This window comes from Ruegeria sp. AD91A, assembly GCF_003443535.1.
Taxonomy (GTDB): Bacteria; Pseudomonadota; Alphaproteobacteria; order Rhodobacterales; family Rhodobacteraceae; genus Ruegeria.
The window spans coordinates 463218-482665 of sequence record NZ_CP031946.1; the positions used below are offsets into that span (position 1 = coordinate 463218).

At 53.2% G+C, this 19448-nt stretch carries 19 protein-coding genes and 1 pseudogene; 11 read left to right on the plus strand and 9 right to left on the minus strand.

Annotated elements, in window-relative coordinates; translation table 11 throughout:
* Window positions 1-210: 210 nt before the first annotated feature.
* Together D1823_RS02350 and D1823_RS02355 are read right to left on the minus strand one after the other, a co-directional pair.
* The gene (locus D1823_RS02350; RefSeq protein WP_117868444.1) at window positions 211-1530 is read right to left on the minus strand and encodes a calcium-binding protein; all 1320 of its coding nucleotides are present in this window, start codon (window positions 1528-1530) and stop codon (window positions 211-213) included.
* 171 nt (window positions 1531-1701) lie between these two features.
* Complete coding sequence (locus D1823_RS02355) at window positions 1702-2115, minus strand: thermonuclease family protein (RefSeq protein WP_254683776.1); 414 nt, start codon at window positions 2113-2115, stop codon at window positions 1702-1704.
* A 376-nt stretch (window positions 2116-2491) separates the two neighbouring features.
* Between D1823_RS02355 and D1823_RS02360 the strand changes: the two genes are divergently transcribed.
* From D1823_RS02360 to D1823_RS02370, 3 genes are all read left to right on the plus strand, one after another.
* Entirely contained in the window at window positions 2492-2854 is a 363-nt protein-coding gene (locus D1823_RS02360) for a hypothetical protein (protein ID WP_117868445.1), read from the plus strand.
* Window positions 2855-3038: 184 nt separating this feature from the next.
* Window positions 3039-3383, plus strand: coding sequence for a hypothetical protein (locus D1823_RS02365; RefSeq protein ID WP_162896737.1), 345 nt, complete (start codon window positions 3039-3041; stop codon window positions 3381-3383).
* Window positions 3384-3406: 23 nt separating this feature from the next.
* The gene (locus tag D1823_RS02370) at window positions 3407-3586 is read left to right on the plus strand and encodes a hypothetical protein (RefSeq protein WP_117868447.1); all 180 of its coding nucleotides are present in this window, start codon (window positions 3407-3409) and stop codon (window positions 3584-3586) included.
* Window positions 3587-4362: 776 nt separating this feature from the next.
* Here the strand turns inward: D1823_RS02370 and D1823_RS21820 are convergent.
* From D1823_RS21820 to D1823_RS02385, 4 genes are all read right to left on the minus strand, one after another.
* On the minus strand, window positions 4363-4557 hold the full coding sequence (locus tag D1823_RS21820) for a hypothetical protein (RefSeq protein WP_162896738.1): 195 nt from the start codon (window positions 4555-4557) through the stop codon (window positions 4363-4365).
* A gap of 466 nt (window positions 4558-5023) precedes the next feature.
* Complete coding sequence (locus D1823_RS02375; RefSeq protein WP_117868448.1) at window positions 5024-6745, minus strand: adenylate/guanylate cyclase domain-containing protein; 1722 nt, start codon at window positions 6743-6745, stop codon at window positions 5024-5026.
* A gap of 202 nt (window positions 6746-6947) precedes the next feature.
* On the minus strand, window positions 6948-7421 hold the full coding sequence (locus tag D1823_RS02380; protein ID WP_117868449.1) for a very short patch repair endonuclease: 474 nt from the start codon (window positions 7419-7421) through the stop codon (window positions 6948-6950).
* A 39-nt stretch (window positions 7422-7460) separates the two neighbouring features.
* Window positions 7461-8858, minus strand: coding sequence for a pyridoxal-dependent decarboxylase (locus D1823_RS02385; RefSeq protein WP_117868450.1), 1398 nt, complete (start codon window positions 8856-8858; stop codon window positions 7461-7463).
* Window positions 8859-9196: 338 nt separating this feature from the next.
* On the opposite strand from D1823_RS02385, the gene D1823_RS02390 reads away from it, so the two are divergent.
* The 3 genes and pseudogenes from D1823_RS02390 to D1823_RS02400 form a co-directional block, all read left to right on the plus strand.
* On the plus strand, window positions 9197-9967 hold the full coding sequence (locus D1823_RS02390) for an alpha/beta fold hydrolase (RefSeq protein ID WP_117868451.1): 771 nt from the start codon (window positions 9197-9199) through the stop codon (window positions 9965-9967).
* Window positions 9968-10034: 67 nt separating this feature from the next.
* Window positions 10035-10742, plus strand: coding sequence for an IS6 family transposase (locus tag D1823_RS02395; RefSeq protein ID WP_117868452.1), 708 nt, complete (start codon window positions 10035-10037; stop codon window positions 10740-10742).
* A 44-nt stretch (window positions 10743-10786) separates the two neighbouring features.
* Window positions 10787-11185: pseudogene (locus D1823_RS02400) on the plus strand (DDE-type integrase/transposase/recombinase); the annotation flags it as partial.
* A gap of 62 nt (window positions 11186-11247) precedes the next feature.
* Here D1823_RS02400 and D1823_RS02405 read toward each other — a convergent pair.
* Complete coding sequence (locus tag D1823_RS02405) at window positions 11248-11868, minus strand: hypothetical protein (protein WP_117872640.1); 621 nt, start codon at window positions 11866-11868, stop codon at window positions 11248-11250.
* Between the two features lie 125 nt (window positions 11869-11993).
* On the opposite strand from D1823_RS02405, the gene D1823_RS02410 reads away from it, so the two are divergent.
* From D1823_RS02410 to D1823_RS02420, 3 genes are all read left to right on the plus strand, one after another.
* On the plus strand, window positions 11994-12227 hold the full coding sequence (locus tag D1823_RS02410) for a hypothetical protein (RefSeq protein ID WP_117868453.1): 234 nt from the start codon (window positions 11994-11996) through the stop codon (window positions 12225-12227).
* Window positions 12228-12779: 552 nt separating this feature from the next.
* Window positions 12780-14114, plus strand: coding sequence for an amidohydrolase family protein (locus D1823_RS02415; RefSeq protein ID WP_117872642.1), 1335 nt, complete (start codon window positions 12780-12782; stop codon window positions 14112-14114).
* A gap of 422 nt (window positions 14115-14536) precedes the next feature.
* On the plus strand, window positions 14537-16261 hold the full coding sequence (locus D1823_RS02420; protein WP_117868454.1) for a sulfatase-like hydrolase/transferase: 1725 nt from the start codon (window positions 14537-14539) through the stop codon (window positions 16259-16261).
* A gap of 400 nt (window positions 16262-16661) precedes the next feature.
* Here the strand turns inward: D1823_RS02420 and adhP are convergent, their stop codons facing one another.
* Entirely contained in the window at window positions 16662-17684 is a 1023-nt protein-coding gene (adhP, locus tag D1823_RS02425; RefSeq protein WP_117868455.1) for an alcohol dehydrogenase AdhP, read from the minus strand.
* Between the two features lie 119 nt (window positions 17685-17803).
* A complete protein-coding gene (locus D1823_RS02430) occupies window positions 17804-18490 on the minus strand; it encodes a hypothetical protein (protein WP_254683844.1) in 687 nt (228 codons plus the stop codon).
* Between D1823_RS02430 and D1823_RS02435 the strand changes: the two genes are divergently transcribed.
* Window positions 18413-19057 (plus strand): IS6 family transposase, encoded by a 645-nt coding sequence (locus D1823_RS02435; protein WP_371415300.1) that lies wholly within the window; start codon window positions 18413-18415, stop codon window positions 19055-19057. The genes D1823_RS02430 and D1823_RS02435 overlap by 78 nt on opposite strands.
* 96 nt (window positions 19058-19153) lie before the next feature.
* Window positions 19154-19321: a hypothetical protein gene (locus D1823_RS02440; RefSeq protein ID WP_254683777.1), complete on the plus strand. Its 168-nt coding sequence runs from the start codon at window positions 19154-19156 to the stop codon at window positions 19319-19321.
* The last annotated feature ends 127 nt before the right edge of the window (window positions 19322-19448 follow it).

A 19448-nucleotide genomic window follows, 5' to 3' on the forward strand; every position in this document is an offset into this window, starting at 1 on the left:
ACGTCATCAAACATATCGAATAAATTCGAAGGGGACTACTCAATTGAAACGGGGTATTTACCCGAATGGATAAATGCACTTTCGAGAAAAGGCTGATAAGAGCGATGGCGCCGGACACAGTGTACCATCAAGTTATTGGACAAGGCGTATCCACGTTAGTGTTTCTTGTTTCGCGCGGATACACACTTGGAGTGTCTGCTATCTCACTTGTTAGCAGTTCAATATGTCGTCTTGCGTAAGATCACCAATTGTAACGCCATTTAGGGCCAAAGTGCCTGCGGCCCCAAAATCAAACAAGACGCCATCCTGCGTATCTGATGCAACATTTATTGCTTCGTCAAAACTGTTTATCCCGACACCGCACAAGTCCAAAACATCACTACCGGTATCTCCAGCCTCGAAATCAGTTATGACATCGTCCCCTATGGAGCCGATAAAAATAAACGTGTCGGCACCTTCTCCCCCTGAATACACGTCGTCTCCAGAGTCTACTGCCTTTTTACTGTTGCCTTTTCCGTCAGAAGCGCCGCGACCACCATTTCCCCAGAAATCTGGTCCACGGCCATTGGGGTTTTCTCCAGCATTTCCGACAGATTTGTCGTTTCCAGGGTTTCCACCTGAGCCTCCAATTGGGAACATTGGACCGTCGATTATAACATCATCACCTTCTCCAGCTTCAACGTTATCGTTTCCGCCGCCAGCGTTTATTGTGTCGTCTCCTTGATAGGCCAAAAAGAAGTTATCGTTGTCATTGCCCAGTATGACGTCTTCTAACTCTGAACCGTTTACCCAATCAATATTTGTCAGGTTGTCAGTGAATCCCCAGTTATCAATTACTATCCCATCCTGAAGGTTTACAAAAACGCCTTGCGTTGGTGGCCCAAAGTCATCTCCGCCACCGTCAAAATAATCGACGATGGTCAATTCGCCGCTTGCGGCACCAATAATGACGTCATTTCCGGAGCCGGGAGATACAAAGCCGCCCGTTGTTGTTTGAATGATGACATCGTCTCCGCCACGAGCAAAAACATACCCTTCGTCCATCCAGACAACGTCTGCAAAACTTGTTAAATGACCACTATCAATGCTTCCAGTGAAGCTGTCTATTGATCCATATTCGTCAATCGCCGTGCGACCTTGCACAACAACGCCGCCAAAATTCTGCTCAACGCTTGAAACGTTTACAAAAACTCCGCCAATGGCCGAAGTCTCATAATAGTAAACTCCGTCTATTAGAACATCGTCGCCCGGACCACCGTTCAAAAAGCCAAATTCAGCGGTAAGCGTATCATTTCCTTCTTCACCAAATAGAAAGTCCAAAACATTGTTGGCTACATCTCCTGCGCCACCGTCCAGAAAGTCGTCTCCACTACCTCCTGCAATAAAATCTGTGCCATCGCCTCCTTCAATAATGTCGTTTCCATCCTGCCCACTGATTGTGTCATTGCCGGCCAAACCTAGAATATGGTCGCCTTGTGCCGTACCAATTAGGTTGTCGTCACCTGGTGTTCCTACAATTGGGTTTAGCATCTTTCCTCTCCACTAAAGTAATTGCGGCCGGAGCAATAAGGACTATTAACCGGCCAATAAGAAGTTTTTATTGCTTTGCAAAATTCGCAGTAAGCCAACCTTAACACGATAAAGCGTTTAGCCAAAATGACAGGGAGCAGTTTTATACTCCCGAAACTTGACTAGGCCAATTTAACAATATCCAGCCCGTACTATCCTCGCCCTAGCTCCCGGCGTCTCTAAATGACGATAGCGCCCACCTGAATACCGGCGGCAATCCAGGGCATGACCTGCGGCGATTGAAGCTGCACCGATGTCTACGCCATCCACAAAGCATACTCCAACCCAGCGGTCGTATGTGCGTTCCCCACTCAGTTTGCAGGTGACGATCTTGCCGCGCAGGTGATCCGCCATCCACCGCTTTGCTGCGATCCCAGCGCTTGTACTCAGTTCCGGCCCGTCTACACCGTTCAGTCTCACTGGAACGCCCTGAACAACGATAGTGTCTACGTCCCGAATTCGAGCGGGGCCTTCCACCGTGCGCTGGTTGGTTGGGTTCGAGCCGAAGCTGGTAAGAAACAGCGCGACAGCTGTTAGAGCCGCCATCCAGAGAATTACAGACTGTCTTGGAGACAAGGAAAGCGGCAACTTAAGACGCGATCTGCGACGAAGTGGAACGACATTGCCTCTGAATCGGCGGGCATGGAAATAGTGCCGTGCTGAACCGATGAGTGACATTGTCAGAAAGAAACCAATCAAAGCCACAAGCGTCAAAATTGGGTTGTCTACGAAGTGCAAATTTTTTCTCAAACTCTTGACTAGTCAGTAAACGGCGTCGCCAGGCGAGTTACATCTCAATGTCCGAATGCATTTGAGAGTTTGCGCCATAAATAAATAACTTTCAGCTAGTTATGGCGGGAATTCAAAAGCAAACACCTCGATCCGTTCCTAAATCGACCATGAAGGAATGGAGAAGTAGGACATGAAAATCAAGAAGACACTTCCAGCTTTTGGCGTATGCGGGGTTTTGTTTACGTCTGCCTGCGCACAGCAGCCTGGGGCAATAACTCCCGTTTCAATGGGTGACACTTATAGTGAAGTTTCCTGTTCACGCGCTGCAAATCTTTACAAGCAGGAATCGGCAAAAGTTCCGACTTTGGTTGCAGCCCAGAAACAAGCCGTAACAGGGGATGCACTTGGGGTGTTCCTGATTGGCGTTCCAGTGTCCAGCCTTTCTGGCGCAGACTTGGAAGGTGAAATTGCTGCTACAAAGGGCAAACTAGTGGCTCTCGCTGGCCGTCTCGAAGCCTGCGGTACTTCTCCTGCCGCAGTGGCGTGGGGTTAGCCATTACCAGTAGTTCGTTAAGTGCCAAACTTGGACTAAATCCTGCGGTAGCTATCATCCCAGAATTGGGTGGCGCGGGAATTTTGCGAACCAACATAATTTTAAACTTAACTCACCGAATTATGACCTATTCGTCCATCGACGGTGAAGGGAAACGACTCAAACTGAACAAGGGGTGGAAGTATTGAAACCTAAAGCACATAGATTTACCCGCAAGCCGTTTGCGTGGACTGTTGAGGTGGAAGGGATCGGCGCAGTACCGGTTTTTCACAAGCGTCACCGAACTGGGATGCACTATCACCACATCGCCAAAGATGCGGCTCGCTTCGCTGCGCAGATGGATGCGCTGGAGGCCACTGGCAGCATGATCCTGCAATTGGATGAGTCCGACGACGATCTGAAATGTCTTGGTTACGTTGGCGGGTCCAGCACTACCGCAGCCCGCGCAACCGTATTTACTGTGGGTAACGTTCAGATCGACCGTGATGCGTTGGCTGTGAGATTTGATGTGGTCGGTTTAGCGGGCTGATAGGCCAAAGGGATTACTAAAGAATGAACAAGGATATTCAAGTCGGTGATTTGGTGCGAAACGTCAAATACTTCGGACGGGGTGTTCCGTATGCCATCCAGTGTGTCGAACGTTTAGATGGGCGACATGCCTGGGTCCGCCGGTTCAATACAAACGGGATGCTGGCGAAAGTTCTTTTGGAAAACTTGGAACTGGTTGAGTGAAGAGCGTGTTTTGGTGTGTTTGATCCACCTTACGGAACGTCACATAACAATCACGTCCCTTTAGTCTGGGCAGTCCCATGGTCAGACTAAATCCCCGCGTTGCCTGTCATCCCAGAACTTGGCAACGCGGGGTACTATTGATCCAACGTGCAATCCACGCCGTAAGTAGTTTACCCCTAACTGTCTGCCTGCGTTGTTCACTTGGTTTCCCTCCGAACAACGCGGGTTCTTTTGGGGGATGAGGGGGTAACGAGTGACCGCCCCGCCATAGTGTGGGGCGTGTTTCTTGGTTAGACATGACGCGAAACTCTATCGTATTGTGACAAAACCTTTTTGCGGCACGGGCTTCGCTATGGATAACACTGTTCTTTATTTCTTAGTTGGCATCTTTGTCGTCGGATCTACTGACAATGGGTTACTATTCCAGGGGCAGTGGTGCGTTAATCTCCATCGTAATCGTGGTCGGGGTGATAGGTGCAATAATAGCGTACCTAAGTGGCTATTTCGGTGAACTCCCAAAGTAGGCGCGACCATCGTATTGAGAGGCAATGGATGATGTGACTGATCGAATTTGGTCCAAGACGACGATTATGTTGGCAAGAAAAGAACCAGCTTCGCAGTTCCTGTGAGTGAGTTTTGCGAAGCTGGCTAATCCTTACGGCACTGGCATGGTGGCCGCAGGAGGGGTTCGCAAAGGATTATGCAACTTGTATTTACTACGAAATGACCAACACCGATAAGCGGGCATAAGAATAGGGTACTATCCAAAAGTATAGCTAACTGTGACCGATTGGCCCGCGTAGTTCCGGTTCGGTCGGTAACGCGTGATCAGGCGGTTCCACGCCGTGCTTTTCCAGCCACTCCAACACTTCTCCCCATTGGGTTTGAATGCTTGGTGTGCTGCGGTACTCACGCAGCTGTTCAAGCCGACATTTCAGGTCATAAGGAATCGTGCGTGGCCACCTTTTCATGTCACTAGTTCTTCTTTTGTTCTGATTGCTGTCAAGTAATCTGCCAATCCGTCCTTGAGGGAATTTGCGAAACGTACGGGATGGGCTTCGATCACGTGGGGTCGTCAGGACGGCGCATAAGCACCAACCGTGGTAAGACGCCCGCGAGAACGTGCGGGAAAAGCTGACCAAAGCGGCTCTTGAAGGTCGTCTGGGCGACGTGCCGAAATCGGTGCGCAAGTGAGCAAGGTGGGCGGCATGACTTTCGATGACCTGCTGGGAAAGTTGGAAGTGCTGTCCGACCCTGACCACTACGAACGGGTGTAGAAGGTTCTGCGCAAGAACCACCTGCGCGTCTCGCAAAACACAGAAAATTCAACGCATTCAGCGGCGTGCTCCGATGCTCGGACATTCGGTTGATTGAAGCGGTCGTTGGACTACAGAACCCGGTACGACCGCTCTGAGCCCAAGGTGGACATTCCAGACTTCAAGCGTCGGGTACTCCCGCGCGCCGTAACCCTTCCAGAAATCCGTGATGCCGCGAATGAGTTGCGGGCGGCATGCTGTCAATGACACGCTTTATCGTCAGTCCAGGATAACTGCGCATCAACGCTGCAACTGCCTCGTCGGCCTCTTCACGACGGTCAGCATTGGCACAAAAGCTGGCTAAGTCACGATAAGCCCACGTGACGCCAGGTCCGGCTGTCAGTCCAAGCTTTACGAGCCGGATCGCGTTTTCAAACTCTCCGATCTGTCCGTATGCGTAGCCACGCCCAAAGTGAATATTGAAGAGAAACGGGTCACGCGGGCTCAACTCTTCCGCCCTGTCAAACGCTGCAAGACCAGTTTTTACTTCCTCACGATAGACGTGGTTCCAACCCAGTCGCATCCAGCCCCATGCCGAATTTGGGTCGAGCTCAAGCGCATGCTCCAACAACTGACCAGACCGTTCATGATCAAGTCCCGTCATTCCCAATGCCGCTGCAATAGCAACAAGAGACGTTGCGTGATCCCCCGCCAAAAGCAGCGCGGCCTCTGCATCCTCCTGCGCCTTCCGCCGGGAGACAAGAGGCGTTTCGCTCCACATGTAGGTTGCCTGCTGGGCATAGGCCCAGGCCCTCAATGCTTGCGAACGGAAATCTCCCAGATCCAACGCCATGGCCGAACTCAGCAGCTCGATTGCGCGTTCGTTCTCTTCGCGCCGATGTGCCCAGAAATGAGGAAATGCACTCATGTAAAGTTGATGGGCTTTACGGTCCATAGGTGATACAGCACGAGCGGCAGCAATCTCGGAGGCTCGAATGGAAGGTGAAACAGCCCCTACAACGTGCGAAGCGATTCGGTCCTGCAAGTCGAAGAGGTCTTCCAGATCATCGTCATAGCGTTGTGACCAGAGGTTGGCGCCGGTTATGGCAGATGCTAACTGGACCGATAACCGTACACGCTTTCCAGACCGCCGTATCGCGCCGGTGACTACGTATCTAGCGCCAAGTTCGCGCCCAACCGCACGCACGTCTACAACCCGCCCCTTGAAGCTGAAGGCAGATTGCCGCGCGATAACAGAGATTTCGCCCACTCTGGACAAGGCATTAGTAATTTCATCTACGACCCCGTCAGCAAAGAACTCATCTTCGCTGCCGATCTCGTCAAATGGCATTACTACAACTACTGGCAGAATTTCTATCGAAGAAACCAACTGTACGATTGAACCTTGGCCCAGCACCCACGCTTCGATCGGCTCAGGCAGGTTCTTCACGCGCAGCTCACCAGTGGGTTTTAGCGTTATGTCGAGGCGGTTTTTAACCTGATCCCGTGCCGTCCGTGATAGGCAAAGCCCGCCCACTGGCGAAATGGTCTCGAGCCGCGCTGCAACGTTGACGGCATCGCCGAGAATGTCGTCGTCCACGGCAACGACATCGCCCACATGAATACCCATCCTAAAGCACAACCGCTCGTCTTCGGGACGCTCCGCGTCACGATCTGCCATGGCATCTTGTATTGCAAGGCTTGCGCGAACGGCTTCGACTGGCGAACTGAACTCCGCCAGAAAACCGTCGCCCATCGTCTTTACGACCCGCCCCCCTGCATTCTCAATCAATGGATCGACGACGTCGGCCCAGACAGCGCTCATCCGGGAAACAACGCCTTCCTCGTCTATCGCCATCAGGCGCGAATAGGCCGCGAGGTCCGCGGCAACTATGGTCGTCAATCGCCTGATTGTGTGTTCTCCCGGATTTTCGAAAGCAGTCTGCTGGGCTGCGGCTTTGAACGCAATGCCTAGACTATTGGCTATGTCCGCTTCGTCCGCATTGCGGTCATTGATGCGCTACGCAGCGAAAGACTGCTTTGATCCCAAATTGACCAATGCTGCACGATGTATGAGTGATCAATGTAGGTGAGAAAGCGGACAATTAGAGTGCTTCTTCAGCCTCGCGCCCCCGTAACTCCAATGCAGCTTCATCGGACTGAAGCCACGCCACGCAGCATTCGCCGACCTTATCGATACCAAGCCGTGACCGACCCATCAGGGCGCACTCCCAGACAGTTGCCACACGCCAGCCCAGATTTGTCAGCGTTTCCCGCTGCACTTCGTCACGCTCCCTGTTGCGATCGATCTTCTGTCGCCAGAACTCCTTTCGTGACTTTGGCATGCTGAAGAGATGGCAGTCATGGCCATGCCAGAAGCAACCGTGCACAAAAATCACCGCCCGGTATCTCGGGAATACTAGGTCGGGCTTTCCGGGCAGGTCCTTGCGGTGAAGGCGAAACCGAAACCCCTGTCGGTGCAGGAGTGACCGAAGCTTCAGTTCCGGTTTTGTATCCTTGCTACCGATGCTAGCCATAATCCGGCTACGGACAGCGGTCGTCACACGATCTGCGCACATGAGTTTTCCCCTCAGCCCAAAATTGCGGGCGCCTTGCGACTAGGAGAGATCCAGAAGCAAGTCAGCGAGACCGTCGATGACGTTTTCATCCGTCCGGCCATTGGTGACGCAGGCCCGCAAGACGGGCTTGCCCTCATAAACGGCCTTGGAAATCCAGTATCGACCGTCTTCGTGAATGGCATCCACATACCGCTGGACGGCATCATGCCCTTCAGGCGGCACCATGCAGCTTACGCCCATTGCCGAGCTGTTGGCGTGTATCCAGCCACCCTCCTTCAACCGGTTCGTCAACCGGTCGGTCAGGTCGATGGAGCGCTCCACATGGTCGCCATAGCCGCCCCAGCCTGCGGCTCCGAGCGCGAGAAACAGGCGCAGGCCCACAAACCGCCGGGACCATTGGGTGGAGTTCAGGTAGAAGTCCCTGCTCGCATCGCTCTCGGGCATGTAGCTCGCGGTCACACGGAAGACCTGGGCGGGAATGTCCGGACGGCTGGTCAGGAACATGCCAGCCCCCATGGTCGTGGCAAACCACTTGTGCGCGTCAATCGTTATGGAGTGCGCACGTTCAATTCCTTCCAATGCACTACGGCGGTCGTTACTGGCAATCAGCGCCCCGCCCCAAGCCGCATCCACATGAAACCACATGCCGTATCTCTCGGCGAGATCGGCCGACGGGTTCAACGGGTCAACCATCCCGGCATTGGTCGTACCGGCAGTGGCGACGACCAGAACCGGAACACACCCAGCCTCAAGGTCAGCCGCAATCGAAGCTTCCAGGGCCGCGACGCTCATCTGGCCCTTGCCGTCGGTGGCGATAAGGCGTACTGCGCTGCGCCCGATCCCGGCGGAGTGGGCCATCTTTAGCCACGCGAGATGGCTCTCTTTCGAGACATAGACAGTCGGCTGGCCATTAAACACACCGACCCCTTCATCGCTGTATTCCGGGCATTTGGCCTGAAGCGCACAAAGGACAGCCGCCGAGTTGGCCTCGGCCCCGCCGCTGGTGAAGTGGCCGCCTGATCCCGCTGGAAGCCCCGCACGGCGGGCCACTTCGTTGATGACGTGCTGTTCGATCTCAACGGCGGCCGGAGCATGCGAATAAACGCAAATCTGGTGGTTGAAGGCCGAGGCAATGCGGTCCGCACATTCCGACGCAAAAGTTGGGGCCGGATTGAACAGGCCAAGATAACCGGGATGGGTCATCTGAACACCGCCGGTGTCCAGCTCATCCATCACCCAATCCATTAGGGGTTCCAGGTCTTCGGCCTCGTCAAACCGCTTTCGCCCGAGCTCGCTCAGCCATTCCGTAGATGGTTCATCGGCATTTGCCTTGCGGCTTGAAAAGTTCCGGCGAACAATGTCCAGCTTTGCCGTCAGGGCATTCTCAGCGGCAACCAGCTCGTCAAAACCGGGGAACAGGGCATCACGTCCGCGCATCTCACTCTCCTACTTGAATTCCTGCACCTGTAACTACACGAGCGCGGCACTGTTTCGACCCGAAACATGCGCTTTGCGAGCGAGGCCGAAATAAGCGGCACGCCAAAGCCCGACCGAGGCTTGTCCTGCACAGGGCGAACCGCGTTTGATACAACCACTAAAGAGCCATTGCAGACGGAACCGACAGATTAGGCCATCAGAATAAGTGAAGGTTCCATCGAACATTCCGGAGAAAACATCGCGGGGTTTCGAAAGCGCAAGAAACGTTGATCCATCCAACTTGTTTGACACTGTGAGTTAGCACTAAAGTTCGCTAAATGAGACGCTAGGAGAACCGGATGGTTGAAACAGCATCGGAACGACCTGACCAAACTGTGGGTAATTGCCCCGTAATTCTATGCATTGGAGGCTTTGGCGACAACGCAAGCATGTTCGAAGGTCTGGCTGACACCCATATTGCTGAAAACTATCGATTGCTGCCCTTCAATCTCCCGGGATTTGGAGCGCCACCGCTATCAGGTAGAACCACCCTCAGTGCTCTTGCCCAGTTTGTTGCAGATCGGGCGAACGAGTGTGAGGCTGAAATCATCTTGGCACATTCGGTTGCTTCGATCATCGCATCGCTCGCTGCCGGGAAACCCGGATGCTCCCTCACGACAATCCTTTCATTGGAGGAGAATATAACGGCGGACGACGCGTATTTCTCAGGGACAGCAGCCGACTATGATGACCCAGCTTCATTTCGAAGAGCATTTCTCGACCGGCTGGACGAAATGTCCACGACAGCACCGATCATACATCGATATCGACAGGCTGTATCGGAAGCTAATCCGGTGGCACTATGGCAGCTTGGTGCAGATGCGAGACGTTTCTCCGCGAAATATGAGCCCGGAATGGTTTTGCAAAACGCTGCAATGGTGACCTATCTCTACAATCCCGAAAACTGCCCGAAAACCACTATCGAATGGCTTAGTGAAAACCCGATGGATCGGATCGTTCTCGATAACGCCACCCATTGGGCGAGTGTCGATCAGCCCGAATTGCTCGCTGACAAAATATTACTGGCGTTGAGTTTCACCGAAAAGCGGTCACTCAACGCGCGTACATGAATGTCTGTTCGGTCTTGTCAGAAGAACTTTGCTTGAGCGGGGCAGGGCGGGTGCATAGCATTTAGGAATGACCAAACCTGCCACCTTCAAGTACTTCAAAACCAGTCCTGAGATCATCCGCTTGGCGGTGATGCTGTATATTCGGTTTCCACTCTCGCTTCGGAATGTCGAAGATCTGCTGCATGAGCGAGGCATCGACGTGAGCCACGAAACTGTCCGATATTGGTGGAACAGGTTTGGCCCAATGTTTGCTGCCGAGATCAGACGAAAGCGTGTTCAGCAACTCCGAGCCTTTTCAAAATGGAAGTGGCACGTGGACGAGGTCTTTGTGAAGGTGAATGGCAAACGCCACTATCTCTGGCGTGCGGTCGATCACGAAGGTGAAGTGCTGGAAGCGATTGTTACCAAACGCCGAAACAAAGCTGCAGCGTTGAAATTTCTTAAGAAATTAGTGAAACGCCACGGCCAAGCTGAAGAAGTAGTCACAGATCGCGTCGCATCCTACAAGGCTGCGCTCAGAGATTTGGGCGCTCTGGAAAAACAGCAGACGGGCAGGTGGCTTAACAACCGGGTTGAGAATTCGCACCTGCCGTTTCGACGACGCGAACGCGCTATGCAACGTTTCAGGCGCATGCGAAGTTTACAGAAATTCGCTTCCGTCCATTCCTCCGTATACAACCACTTCAACCAGGAAAGATCGCTAGCCAGCCGAGACACCTTCAAGCTGACCCGCGCCGCCGCACTTAGCGAGTGGCGTCAACTTTGTTCCGGATAGGTTCACGGTTTCTGCGGCAAACTGAGACTGGTTCGAATTCGTCTGACAGCACCGTGCTGGAAAGTTATGTGACCAAGCGCCGTGACCGCAAAGCTGCGTTGAAATTCCTCAGAAAATCAATGAAACGCGACGGTCAACCTGAATCCATCGTGACAGACAAACTGCGGTCTTATGGCGCGGCGATGAGAGTTGTCGGGAACGGTAGTCGGCAAGAGACCGGCCGCTGGCTGAACAATCGGGCCGAGAATTCCCATCTGCCATTTCGACGACGAGAACGTGCGATGCTCCGCTTCAGGCAAATGCGATGTTTGCAGAAGTTCGCCGCAGTTCATTCTTCCGTCCACAACCATTTCAATCAGGAGCGATCTCTCACCAGCCGAGACACCTTCAAGCTGACACGCACCGCCGCTCTTGCCGAGTGGCGCGAACTTGGTGCGGCTTAAAGGGCAGTTCTATTGGCCTAGCTGAGACTGGTTCGAATTTGTCTGACAGCGCCCCTGACATGCTAACGCAATGCCCGTCGGCTCTTGAGCGGTTCCTTGGCCACTGCAGCGCGTTGCAGAAAGAGCAGCTCGCCCAACATCTCGCGGACCGCTGCTTTTGAAGGGGTAGGTTCCAGAAAGTCAAACAGACGCAACAAGTTTGCCGGGTGTTTTAAGACCAATGCTGCCAAACGCTCTTTCGCGGTATCGACTTCATAGGCTGCAATCATTTGCGCCGCGGCTTGCGTTGGGGTTAGCAGAGCATAATCTTGTGGCCGCATGGATGTTTCTCGCAGCGCGTCAAACGGCGATGCACCAAGCGCCCGGAATTTCGGCATATGAATGCGTATGTCAGCAGCGCAGTTCTCAATCACCGAACCGGATCGCTGAAAATATTCGAAAGGGGCGTGTTTTTTCAATGCGCGCCTTCGCATCGGGGCGGACAACATATCAAGATCTGCACGATCGTAGTGCAAATCGTCAAAGACGGAGATCAACCGCAGTCCCGCGTCGGCTACCATCAAGTAGGGATCGGCGTTCAGTACCGCGACCATGTCGGCAGAGTTTGCATGCTGCTTTGCGGCATCATAACGTACAGCCGCGTAAGTCTTCCGATCAAAAAGACGTTTAAGTTGATCTATCATAAAGTCGAATCCTTCATTCGCTTCGACGCGACGATCCTTCACTAGTCGTCGCAGGCAAACAGATAGGCTTTACGAGGTGCAAAAAAAACCTAACTGCTGAGTAGGAATGCTCAGGTAAAGCTATCATGCTTCAAGACAAGAAATCAGAAACCGATGCCGAGCGGCGAAAGGCGCTGCTGCGGCGCTTGTTATCTGACCTGAGCCGGTCCAATCCCGAACTCTACTATCAGTCGACGAGCCAGATTTCTCGGTTGCTGAAGGATCATATTTCTGATGGCAAATCGCTAAACGGAGAAGAACGCAAACTTATGGAACCGCTCACCTGCCGCGACATCGAAGTCCTCCTTAGTCTACATTAGCGACAGAAGTCCCAGTCTTTCATTTTGACGCGCAAATAATCACAAACGCGGAAAAACAGTCGTTCGCTCATCTTACAGTATCAGTCAAGTTGAGCGCGAAACCTCCTTGCGGCGACGCAGCGCGGCGCACCCTATCTCAATTTCGAGAGGCGACATTGCGACTTCTGCGATGATCTTGTCCCTTTAGTTACTTGGCTTGACTGGCCGACATTAACCTGTCTGAATTGGTTGTATGCAAGAATCGTAACTGCCGCCGGCTTCGAGCCCAAAGCGGTCGGTAGAACCCGTAGTCCATCCACGAGATTTTGCCCTTTGGAGCGCACGTCAGGTGATTTCCTCTTTTGCGCAGCACGTCGCCTGACATGGTAATCATTTATTGTTTGGTCGAACAGGCGCATGCTACTCGTAAGAAAGTCGGGGGAGGAAACTATCATGGCCAATTCAAAATCAGGTTTTCTGGTCGCTCTTGCAGCCAGCGTTTCGCTAACAGCATTGGAGGCCGCTGCGCAGTCGGACATTTCCAGTGCATATGCGCCCGGCGAATTGCCTGCGATGATTTTCGACGCAGAGCGGCCTGAGAAAACGCTTATTACAAACATCAACATCTTCGATGGCGTTAACGATGGCTTGAAAGCAGGAAGCGTGCTTATCGAAGGCAGCCTAATCAGTGAGATTTCAGAGGGAACCATCGATGCACCGGATGCTGTTGTAATCGATGGCGGTGGCCGCACTCTCATGCCGGGTATGATAGATGGCCATGCTCATGTCATGATCAACGATGATTTCGGGCCAGTAGAGCGCGACCTCGACATTACTGACATCAGCTACAACGCGGTCATCGTTTCTGAACGTTTTGTCAGAGATGGGTTCACTACCGTGAGGGACATGGGAGGTCCTGCTTTTGGCTTGGCCAGAGCAATCAATTTAGGTCGCGTAGTCGGCCCGCGCTTGTATCCATCTGGCGCTTTTATCTCGCAGACTTCTGGCCATGGTGATTTCCGTGACCGCGCTGATGCAGGTTTTTCGATTAAGGATGCCGGCGACCTGTCGAATTTTGAACGCATGGGTATTGGTAATGTCGTAGACGGAGTTCCCGAGGCTCTGAAGGCCACGCGCTTGAACCTGCGTAACGGCGCCACACAGATCAAGATCATGGGCGGCGGCGGGGGCTCATCGCGCTTTGACCCAATCGACACGACGCAATTTACCGAAAATGAAATCTGCGCAATTACCGGCGCGGCGGCGGATTGGGGAACATACGTCGCGGCACATACCTTCACTGACCGCGCCGTTAACCGACTTCTTGATTGCGGCGTCAAAACTTTTGAACACGGGTTCTTCATTTCCGAAGAGACCATGCAGCGTATCGCAGCGGAAGGCGGGTATATGGTTCCGCAAATGTGGGGTATATCGCCTGACCTTGCACGCAACCCTCTTATGCCAGCAGACAAAATCCCGATGGTGGAAGAACTCGGCAAACAGTACGCTGATTTTGGGCGCAACCTTCTCAAGAACGGCGTCAAAGTCGTCTTTGCCTCTGACTACGTCGGCAAGTTCGCCGATGCAGAACGAGCGCGACGCTATGAAATCTGGTGGCGAACACAGACATTTGACAGCAATTTTGAAGTGTTGAAACAGTTGACTTCGACCGCTGGGGAAATGATCGCCATGTCAGGACCAAGGAACCCATATCAGGATGGCAAGCTAGGTGTGATCGAGGCTGGAGCATACGCTGATCTTATCCTGGTGGATGGAAATCCGCTTGAGGACATCACCGTAATTGGCGGTACTGATCAGTGGTTCGACGCACCAGAGGAATGGGAACCAATCGACACGATTGATTTCGTCATGCTCAATGGGGCGGTGTATGTGAACGAACTGGATTAGAGTGCCCGCCGACTGACCAATTTTGTGGCGGTACACAGCCTGCTTTCACTTCGATTGCATATAGCTGTTTTGTCCGCAACTGAGACACTCGTTATGACTGCAGCGAACCTCCGGTGCTGGTGAAAGCGGTCATTGAGAGCCAAAGTTCGAACTTCCAGCGATGAAGGACTGCTTTCCGCTACATAGCAGGCAGTCACCAAAATTCGGTGAATGGCTGCAGCGAGCCCAAAGCGACAGTTGCTGCAGCGCGAACCAAGGCCTGCTATACGCAGAGAGTGAACTTTGCACCGTAAGTAGCGCAGCTCGATCAAGATGGAAGCGGGTTTGTCTTCCTGTACGCTCCTCTTGCCTATCGTCCGGGTTGCCCTGAATCCCGAAAGTGATGATAGTCTTGACAGTTAGATTTCCAACAAGGAGCTAAAATGGGACGGGTTTCCTCATTCCTGACGGTCTTTTCAGTAGTTTGCATCGGGTTTACAGGTGCAATGGCAGACGAGATCGTTCACGATGCCGAGTATTATGTTCTGCATGCGCAGAATGGCGAAGCATGGGGAGCGGAAGATGTTGATCTTCGGGCGAAGCTTGCTGAACTGCGCGAAAAGCACGGCACACCACCCAACCTGATCCACATCATGTGGGATGACACTGCTTATGGTGATCTCGGCATTCCGGCGATTCAGGCCGTGCGTGGTCTGGACACACCCAACATCAACGCCCTTGCCGAAGAAGGCATGATGTTCACCCACATGTATACCGAGGTTGGTTGCACTCCCAGCCGCGCGGCAGCGGCCACCGGCCGGCTCGCGGTGCGTTCGGGCATGTACAACATCGGAATGCTGCAAGAGAGCCATGGCCTAGCCGACGAAGAGGTCACGCTGGGCGAAGTGCTGGGCAATGCAGGCTATGCCACCGCCTTCTACGGCAAATGGCACCTTGGTGACATCGAGGAAAGCTATCCTCACAATCAGGGCTACGACGAAGCGCTGTTCACCGGTTACAACCAGATCCTGTCGCTGAATACTCGCGAGGCCGAGCAGGGCAATGCCTCAATCGGCCTTTTTGAGGACATGCTTGTCGAAAACCCCTACAAGCTCGACGATACGTTCATCACCAAGGATTGGGTGATGGTGGCCGAGGGCACCGCAGGCGGTGAGACACTGCAATGGGGCGACAATACACTCGAAACCTACGAGATGATTGACGCCGAGGGCCTCAAACGCATGTTTGCGTTTATGGAGCGCAACGTCGAAGCCGGCAAGCCATTCTATGTGGCAAACTGGCCAATGATGTCTAGCTTTCTGCCGATCCGTCCGAAATGCACGCGCGCACGCTCATTGCTACAGAACGGGTTGCAATGCACGGTTGACCCGTTGATCGCTGACATCCGCGCCAAGCTCGAGGAACTGGGTGTCTCTGAAAACACCCTGATCGTGGCCATGGCCGACAACGGCCCGATGTCGCACAACCCGCCTCCAGGCACCGGATTTGCCGAAACCATCTTCCGCGGTGGCAAGGGTGACTTCCTCGAAGGCGGCGTGCGTGTACCGGCCTTTGCAGTCTGGCCCAGCGTGATCGAACCAGGGTCGCTGCCCAGCGACATGATCCACATCACCGACCTGTTCACCACCTTTGCCAGTCTTGGCGGTGCAATGGCCCATATCCCGACTGACCGCGTGATCGACGGCATTGACCAGACCGCGCTGCTTCTGAACGGGGATACCAACGGGCGGCGTGATTACTCCTTTACCTATGCCGGACCCGCATTGGGTGCGGTTGTAAAAGGCGACTACAAGCGCCACATGATCTCGCCCGATCCGGTGGGCGAAGCCAGCGGTATTCCGGCGGCGTTTTACTTCCTGCCATCTGACCCACGCGAGGTGCAGCCGATGCTGACCAACCTGATCCACCTCAAGCGGCCCTTCAACCGGATGGTGCTGCGCCATAACCTGTGGAAGCAGAAGTATCCGGATCGCCCCGAAAAGCACGGCATCCCGTGGACTGGAATTGCCAATGCTTCCGAGGCGCTGAAGCGTGAGCAGGACCCTCAGATCGTTTTGAAAGATCTGCCCTTCGACCCGCTGGAATACATCGAACATTTGGACGAACTTCCGTTTGATCGGAGCATGGATCCAAGCATCGGTCAGTAAGACCTTACCCCCGCCAAAACACCTGGCGGGGGAGTTTCCATGGTGTTTTTATGAACCGTCGACAGTTTCTACAGTCCAGTGCCGCCGGGCTGGCAGCATCCACCGCATTTGCTACAGCTGGTTCTAGCGCATCAAACGATCCGCTTGAGATCGACGTCTCCAGCTACTTGTTGGACCGGACCGCCGCCCTCTTTGACGGGCGCATTCAGATCAAGGGGGCACAGTATCTGCCGTTCTCGCGAAATCGCCGAAGCAGTAGTACCGGGTTCAGATTTACCATTTTCTAAAGTCAGTTTGATAGACTGGTGGCAGCCCAAACCAGTCATTCATCGCTGATCATAAACACTCCAAGTTGCGGATATAGCGATCCTAGTCAGGAGCAGCAATTGAATGATTAAATTCAGATTTTCATGACTATTCGGCCATCAATCGAGTTGGAACGCATTCGATCAAAAATGGAGTTTATGTTCTCAAGTGGCTCGGTTGTGTATTCCACTGAAATTTTTCCTTCACCTGCAAATTGCAAGCATTCAGCGAGGTCTTGCCGCGTTCCAACGATGGAGCCGCGTATCGTTTTTCGCGAAAGAACCGTATCGAAGATATCCAAGTCAAATGTTCCCGGAGGCAGACCTACGAGAGACATCGTTCCCCGACGCCCCAACATCCCGATACCTTGCGAAAACGCTTTAGGTGAAACAGCGGTTATCAAGGCGCCCTCTGCACCACCGCAAAGTTTTTGAACTTCAGCAGCGGGGTCTATCTCGGCTGCATTGATTGTTGCGTCTGCCCCGAGCTTTTCCGCCAACGCAAGTTTGTCAGGCGCGATGTCCACCGCGATGACATGCAAACCCATTGCCTTGGCATATTGAACAGCCAGGTGCCCTAATCCACCAATGCCCGAAATAACAACTGTATCACCCGGCTTGGTGTCCGTCTCCTTCAGACCTTTGTACACGGTCACCCCGGCGCAAAGTATTGGAGCAGCTGGTTCAAACTCCAGGGTGTTTGGCAAATGGCCTACGTAATTTGGATCGGCCAGGACATATTCGGCGTAACCACCGTTTACACTGTAGCCAGTATTTTGTTGCTCTGTGCAAAGCGTTTCCCAGCTCGTCAGGCAGTGTTTGCAGTGACCGCACGCAGAGTGAAGCCAAGGAACACCAACGCGATCCCCCTCTTTGACGGTTGTTACACCTGCTCCTACCTCAGCTACGTATCCCACACCTTCATGACCTGGGATAAAGGGTGGTTCGGGTTTAACAGGCCAGTCCCCTTCAGCGGCATGGAGGTCAGTATGGCATACGCCGCTCGCTTCGATTTTTACCAAGACCTGACCCGGACCAACTTTCGGAACTGGAACTTCGTCTATCGTCAGCGGCGCACCTAAACTCCGCACAACCGCCGCTTTCATTGTCTTGGTCATAGCCATCTCCATCTAAGCATTAGTTTAGAAAATCAAAAATTCCCGAAACAGAGTTCCATCTACTGAAACGTATTATCTGGACCCCAAACGAGGTGACTTGGAGCCCAGACGATCTATGATCAACTGCGGAGCTTTTCTCCGCATTCTTTGGCCATAGACATAGCGTTGTATGTGCCCTTCAGATCGACTTCGAATGGCTCCCTGTCTTCAGGGGTTACAACCATAGTATACTTTTTGGCGAGGTCTTCGATGAAATTGGGATTGTCTGCAAGCACGTACCCGCCTTCATAGCCGTCGGTAATCCGTTTTGTTTTCGTCTTGGCTTCACCAGTGTACAGATCACCATCCAGGTTCAGCTTCAGATCAAGCTTCCGGTTGTTCTTCAAGTCTGTCTCAGCCTTGATGAAAACGCCGACATACATCATTGAGTTATCGGCCTCGGAAACCCCCATTTGCACAACAACACCGTCTGCGCCCACACGTTCAATCAGGCATGTATTGTCGGTGTTGTCCGCGAACACTTTCCAGCCCTCCACTTCGCCGTACAGGTCATAGTCGTCCGCAAGTACAGCAGTGGACATCGCCAAACATGCAGCAACAGTTGTGATGGCATTGTCAGAGCAAATCGGCTTGAGGCGGGCAGGGCGGTCACCTAGCGTTGTCGGATGACAAAACCCAACCCTTTTCGCTACTTCAAAACCAGCCCTGAGATCATCCGCCTGGCGGTAATGATGTACGTTCGATTTCCTCTGTCTCTTCGCAACGTTGAAGATCTCCTGCATGAGCGCGGCATCGAAATCAGCCATGAAACGGTTCGGTTCTGGTGGAATAGATTTGGTCCAATGTTCGCAGCAGAGATCCGTAGAAACAGGATCAGTCGGATGCGATCTTATTCGAACTGGCGTTGGCATCTGGACGAGGTTTTCGTGAAGATCAACGGCGAGACGCACTACTTGTGGCGGGCTGTGGACCACGAAGGCGAGATACTGGAAAGCTATGTTACTAAGCGCCGGGACCGCAAAGCTGCGTTGAAATTCCTCAGGAAATCAATGAAGCGCTATGGCCAACCTGAAGTAATCGTTACGGACAAACTCCGATCCTACGGCGCTGCGATGAAGGACATAGGTAACGTAACCAAACAGGAAACTGGCCGCTGGCTGAACAATCGTGCCGAGAATTCTCACCTGCCGTTTCGACGACGGGAAAAGGCAATGTTGCGCTTCCGACAGATGCGATGTTTGCAGAAATTCGCAACTGTCCATTCTTCGGTCCACAACCACTTCAATCAGGAACGCCACCTTTACTCACGAGACAATTTCAAACTTAACCGAAGCGCCGCTCTCTCCGAGTGGCGTCAGCTTTGTTCCGCCTAAGTTCACGGTTTCGGCGGCAAACTGAGACTGGTTCGAATTCGTCTGACAGCACCTTATGCCGCGCTTCCGCTCACGCGTGGTTTGATTGACAACGGAATGTCCGAAGGCGCGGCGATGGCCTTCTTAGTCTCGGGCGGCGTCGTTAGCATCTGGGGCGCGATGGCCATCGCGCCAGTTCTGAAACTGAAGCCGTTCATGCTCTATTTGTTGCTTGCGGTTCTGGGATCGCTCGGGGCCGGATACGCCTTTGGCTGGATCGGTTGACAACCAAAACTAACCGGAAGCAGACATTCAACGAACGGCAGATTTGTCCCGCAGTTTGCTTGCTCGAAAGTGGCGCAGCGAACGGTGATGTTTCCCGAACCAGCCACTCCTGGATCGCGCGGCGAAG

Excerpts from the sequence above, each read along its gene's own strand:
- D1823_RS02390 (WP_117868451.1), top strand. The coding sequence starts at position 9,197 with ATGGTTGAAACAGCATCGGAACGACCTGACCAAACTGTGGGTAATTGC.
- adhP (WP_117868455.1), bottom strand. The coding sequence starts at position 17,684 with ATGACCAAGACAATGAAAGCGGCGGTTGTGCGGAGTTTAGGTGCGCCG.
- D1823_RS02415 (WP_117872642.1), top strand. The coding sequence starts at position 12,780 with ATGATTTTCGACGCAGAGCGGCCTGAGAAAACGCTTATTACAAACATC.
- D1823_RS02370 (WP_117868447.1), top strand. The coding sequence starts at position 3,407 with ATGAACAAGGATATTCAAGTCGGTGATTTGGTGCGAAACGTCAAATAC.
- D1823_RS02410 (WP_117868453.1), top strand. The coding sequence starts at position 11,994 with ATGCTTCAAGACAAGAAATCAGAAACCGATGCCGAGCGGCGAAAGGCG.
- D1823_RS02385 (WP_117868450.1), bottom strand. The coding sequence starts at position 8,858 with ATGCGCGGACGTGATGCCCTGTTCCCCGGTTTTGACGAGCTGGTTGCC.
- D1823_RS02350 (WP_117868444.1), bottom strand. The coding sequence starts at position 1,530 with ATGCTAAACCCAATTGTAGGAACACCAGGTGACGACAACCTAATTGGT.
- D1823_RS02360 (WP_117868445.1), top strand. The coding sequence starts at position 2,492 with ATGAAAATCAAGAAGACACTTCCAGCTTTTGGCGTATGCGGGGTTTTG.
- D1823_RS02435 (WP_371415300.1), top strand. The coding sequence starts at position 18,413 with ATGATGTACGTTCGATTTCCTCTGTCTCTTCGCAACGTTGAAGATCTC.
- D1823_RS21820 (WP_162896738.1), bottom strand. The coding sequence starts at position 4,557 with ATGAAAAGGTGGCCACGCACGATTCCTTATGACCTGAAATGTCGGCTT.
- D1823_RS02440 (WP_254683777.1), top strand. The coding sequence starts at position 19,154 with ATGTCCGAAGGCGCGGCGATGGCCTTCTTAGTCTCGGGCGGCGTCGTT.
- D1823_RS02430 (WP_254683844.1), bottom strand. The coding sequence starts at position 18,490 with ATGGCTGATTTCGATGCCGCGCTCATGCAGGAGATCTTCAACGTTGCG.
- D1823_RS02355 (WP_254683776.1), bottom strand. The coding sequence starts at position 2,115 with ATGGCGGCTCTAACAGCTGTCGCGCTGTTTCTTACCAGCTTCGGCTCG.
- D1823_RS02395 (WP_117868452.1), top strand. The coding sequence starts at position 10,035 with ATGACCAAACCTGCCACCTTCAAGTACTTCAAAACCAGTCCTGAGATC.
- D1823_RS02420 (WP_117868454.1), top strand. The coding sequence starts at position 14,537 with ATGGGACGGGTTTCCTCATTCCTGACGGTCTTTTCAGTAGTTTGCATC.
- D1823_RS02380 (WP_117868449.1), bottom strand. The coding sequence starts at position 7,421 with ATGTGCGCAGATCGTGTGACGACCGCTGTCCGTAGCCGGATTATGGCT.
- D1823_RS02405 (WP_117872640.1), bottom strand. The coding sequence starts at position 11,868 with ATGATAGATCAACTTAAACGTCTTTTTGATCGGAAGACTTACGCGGCT.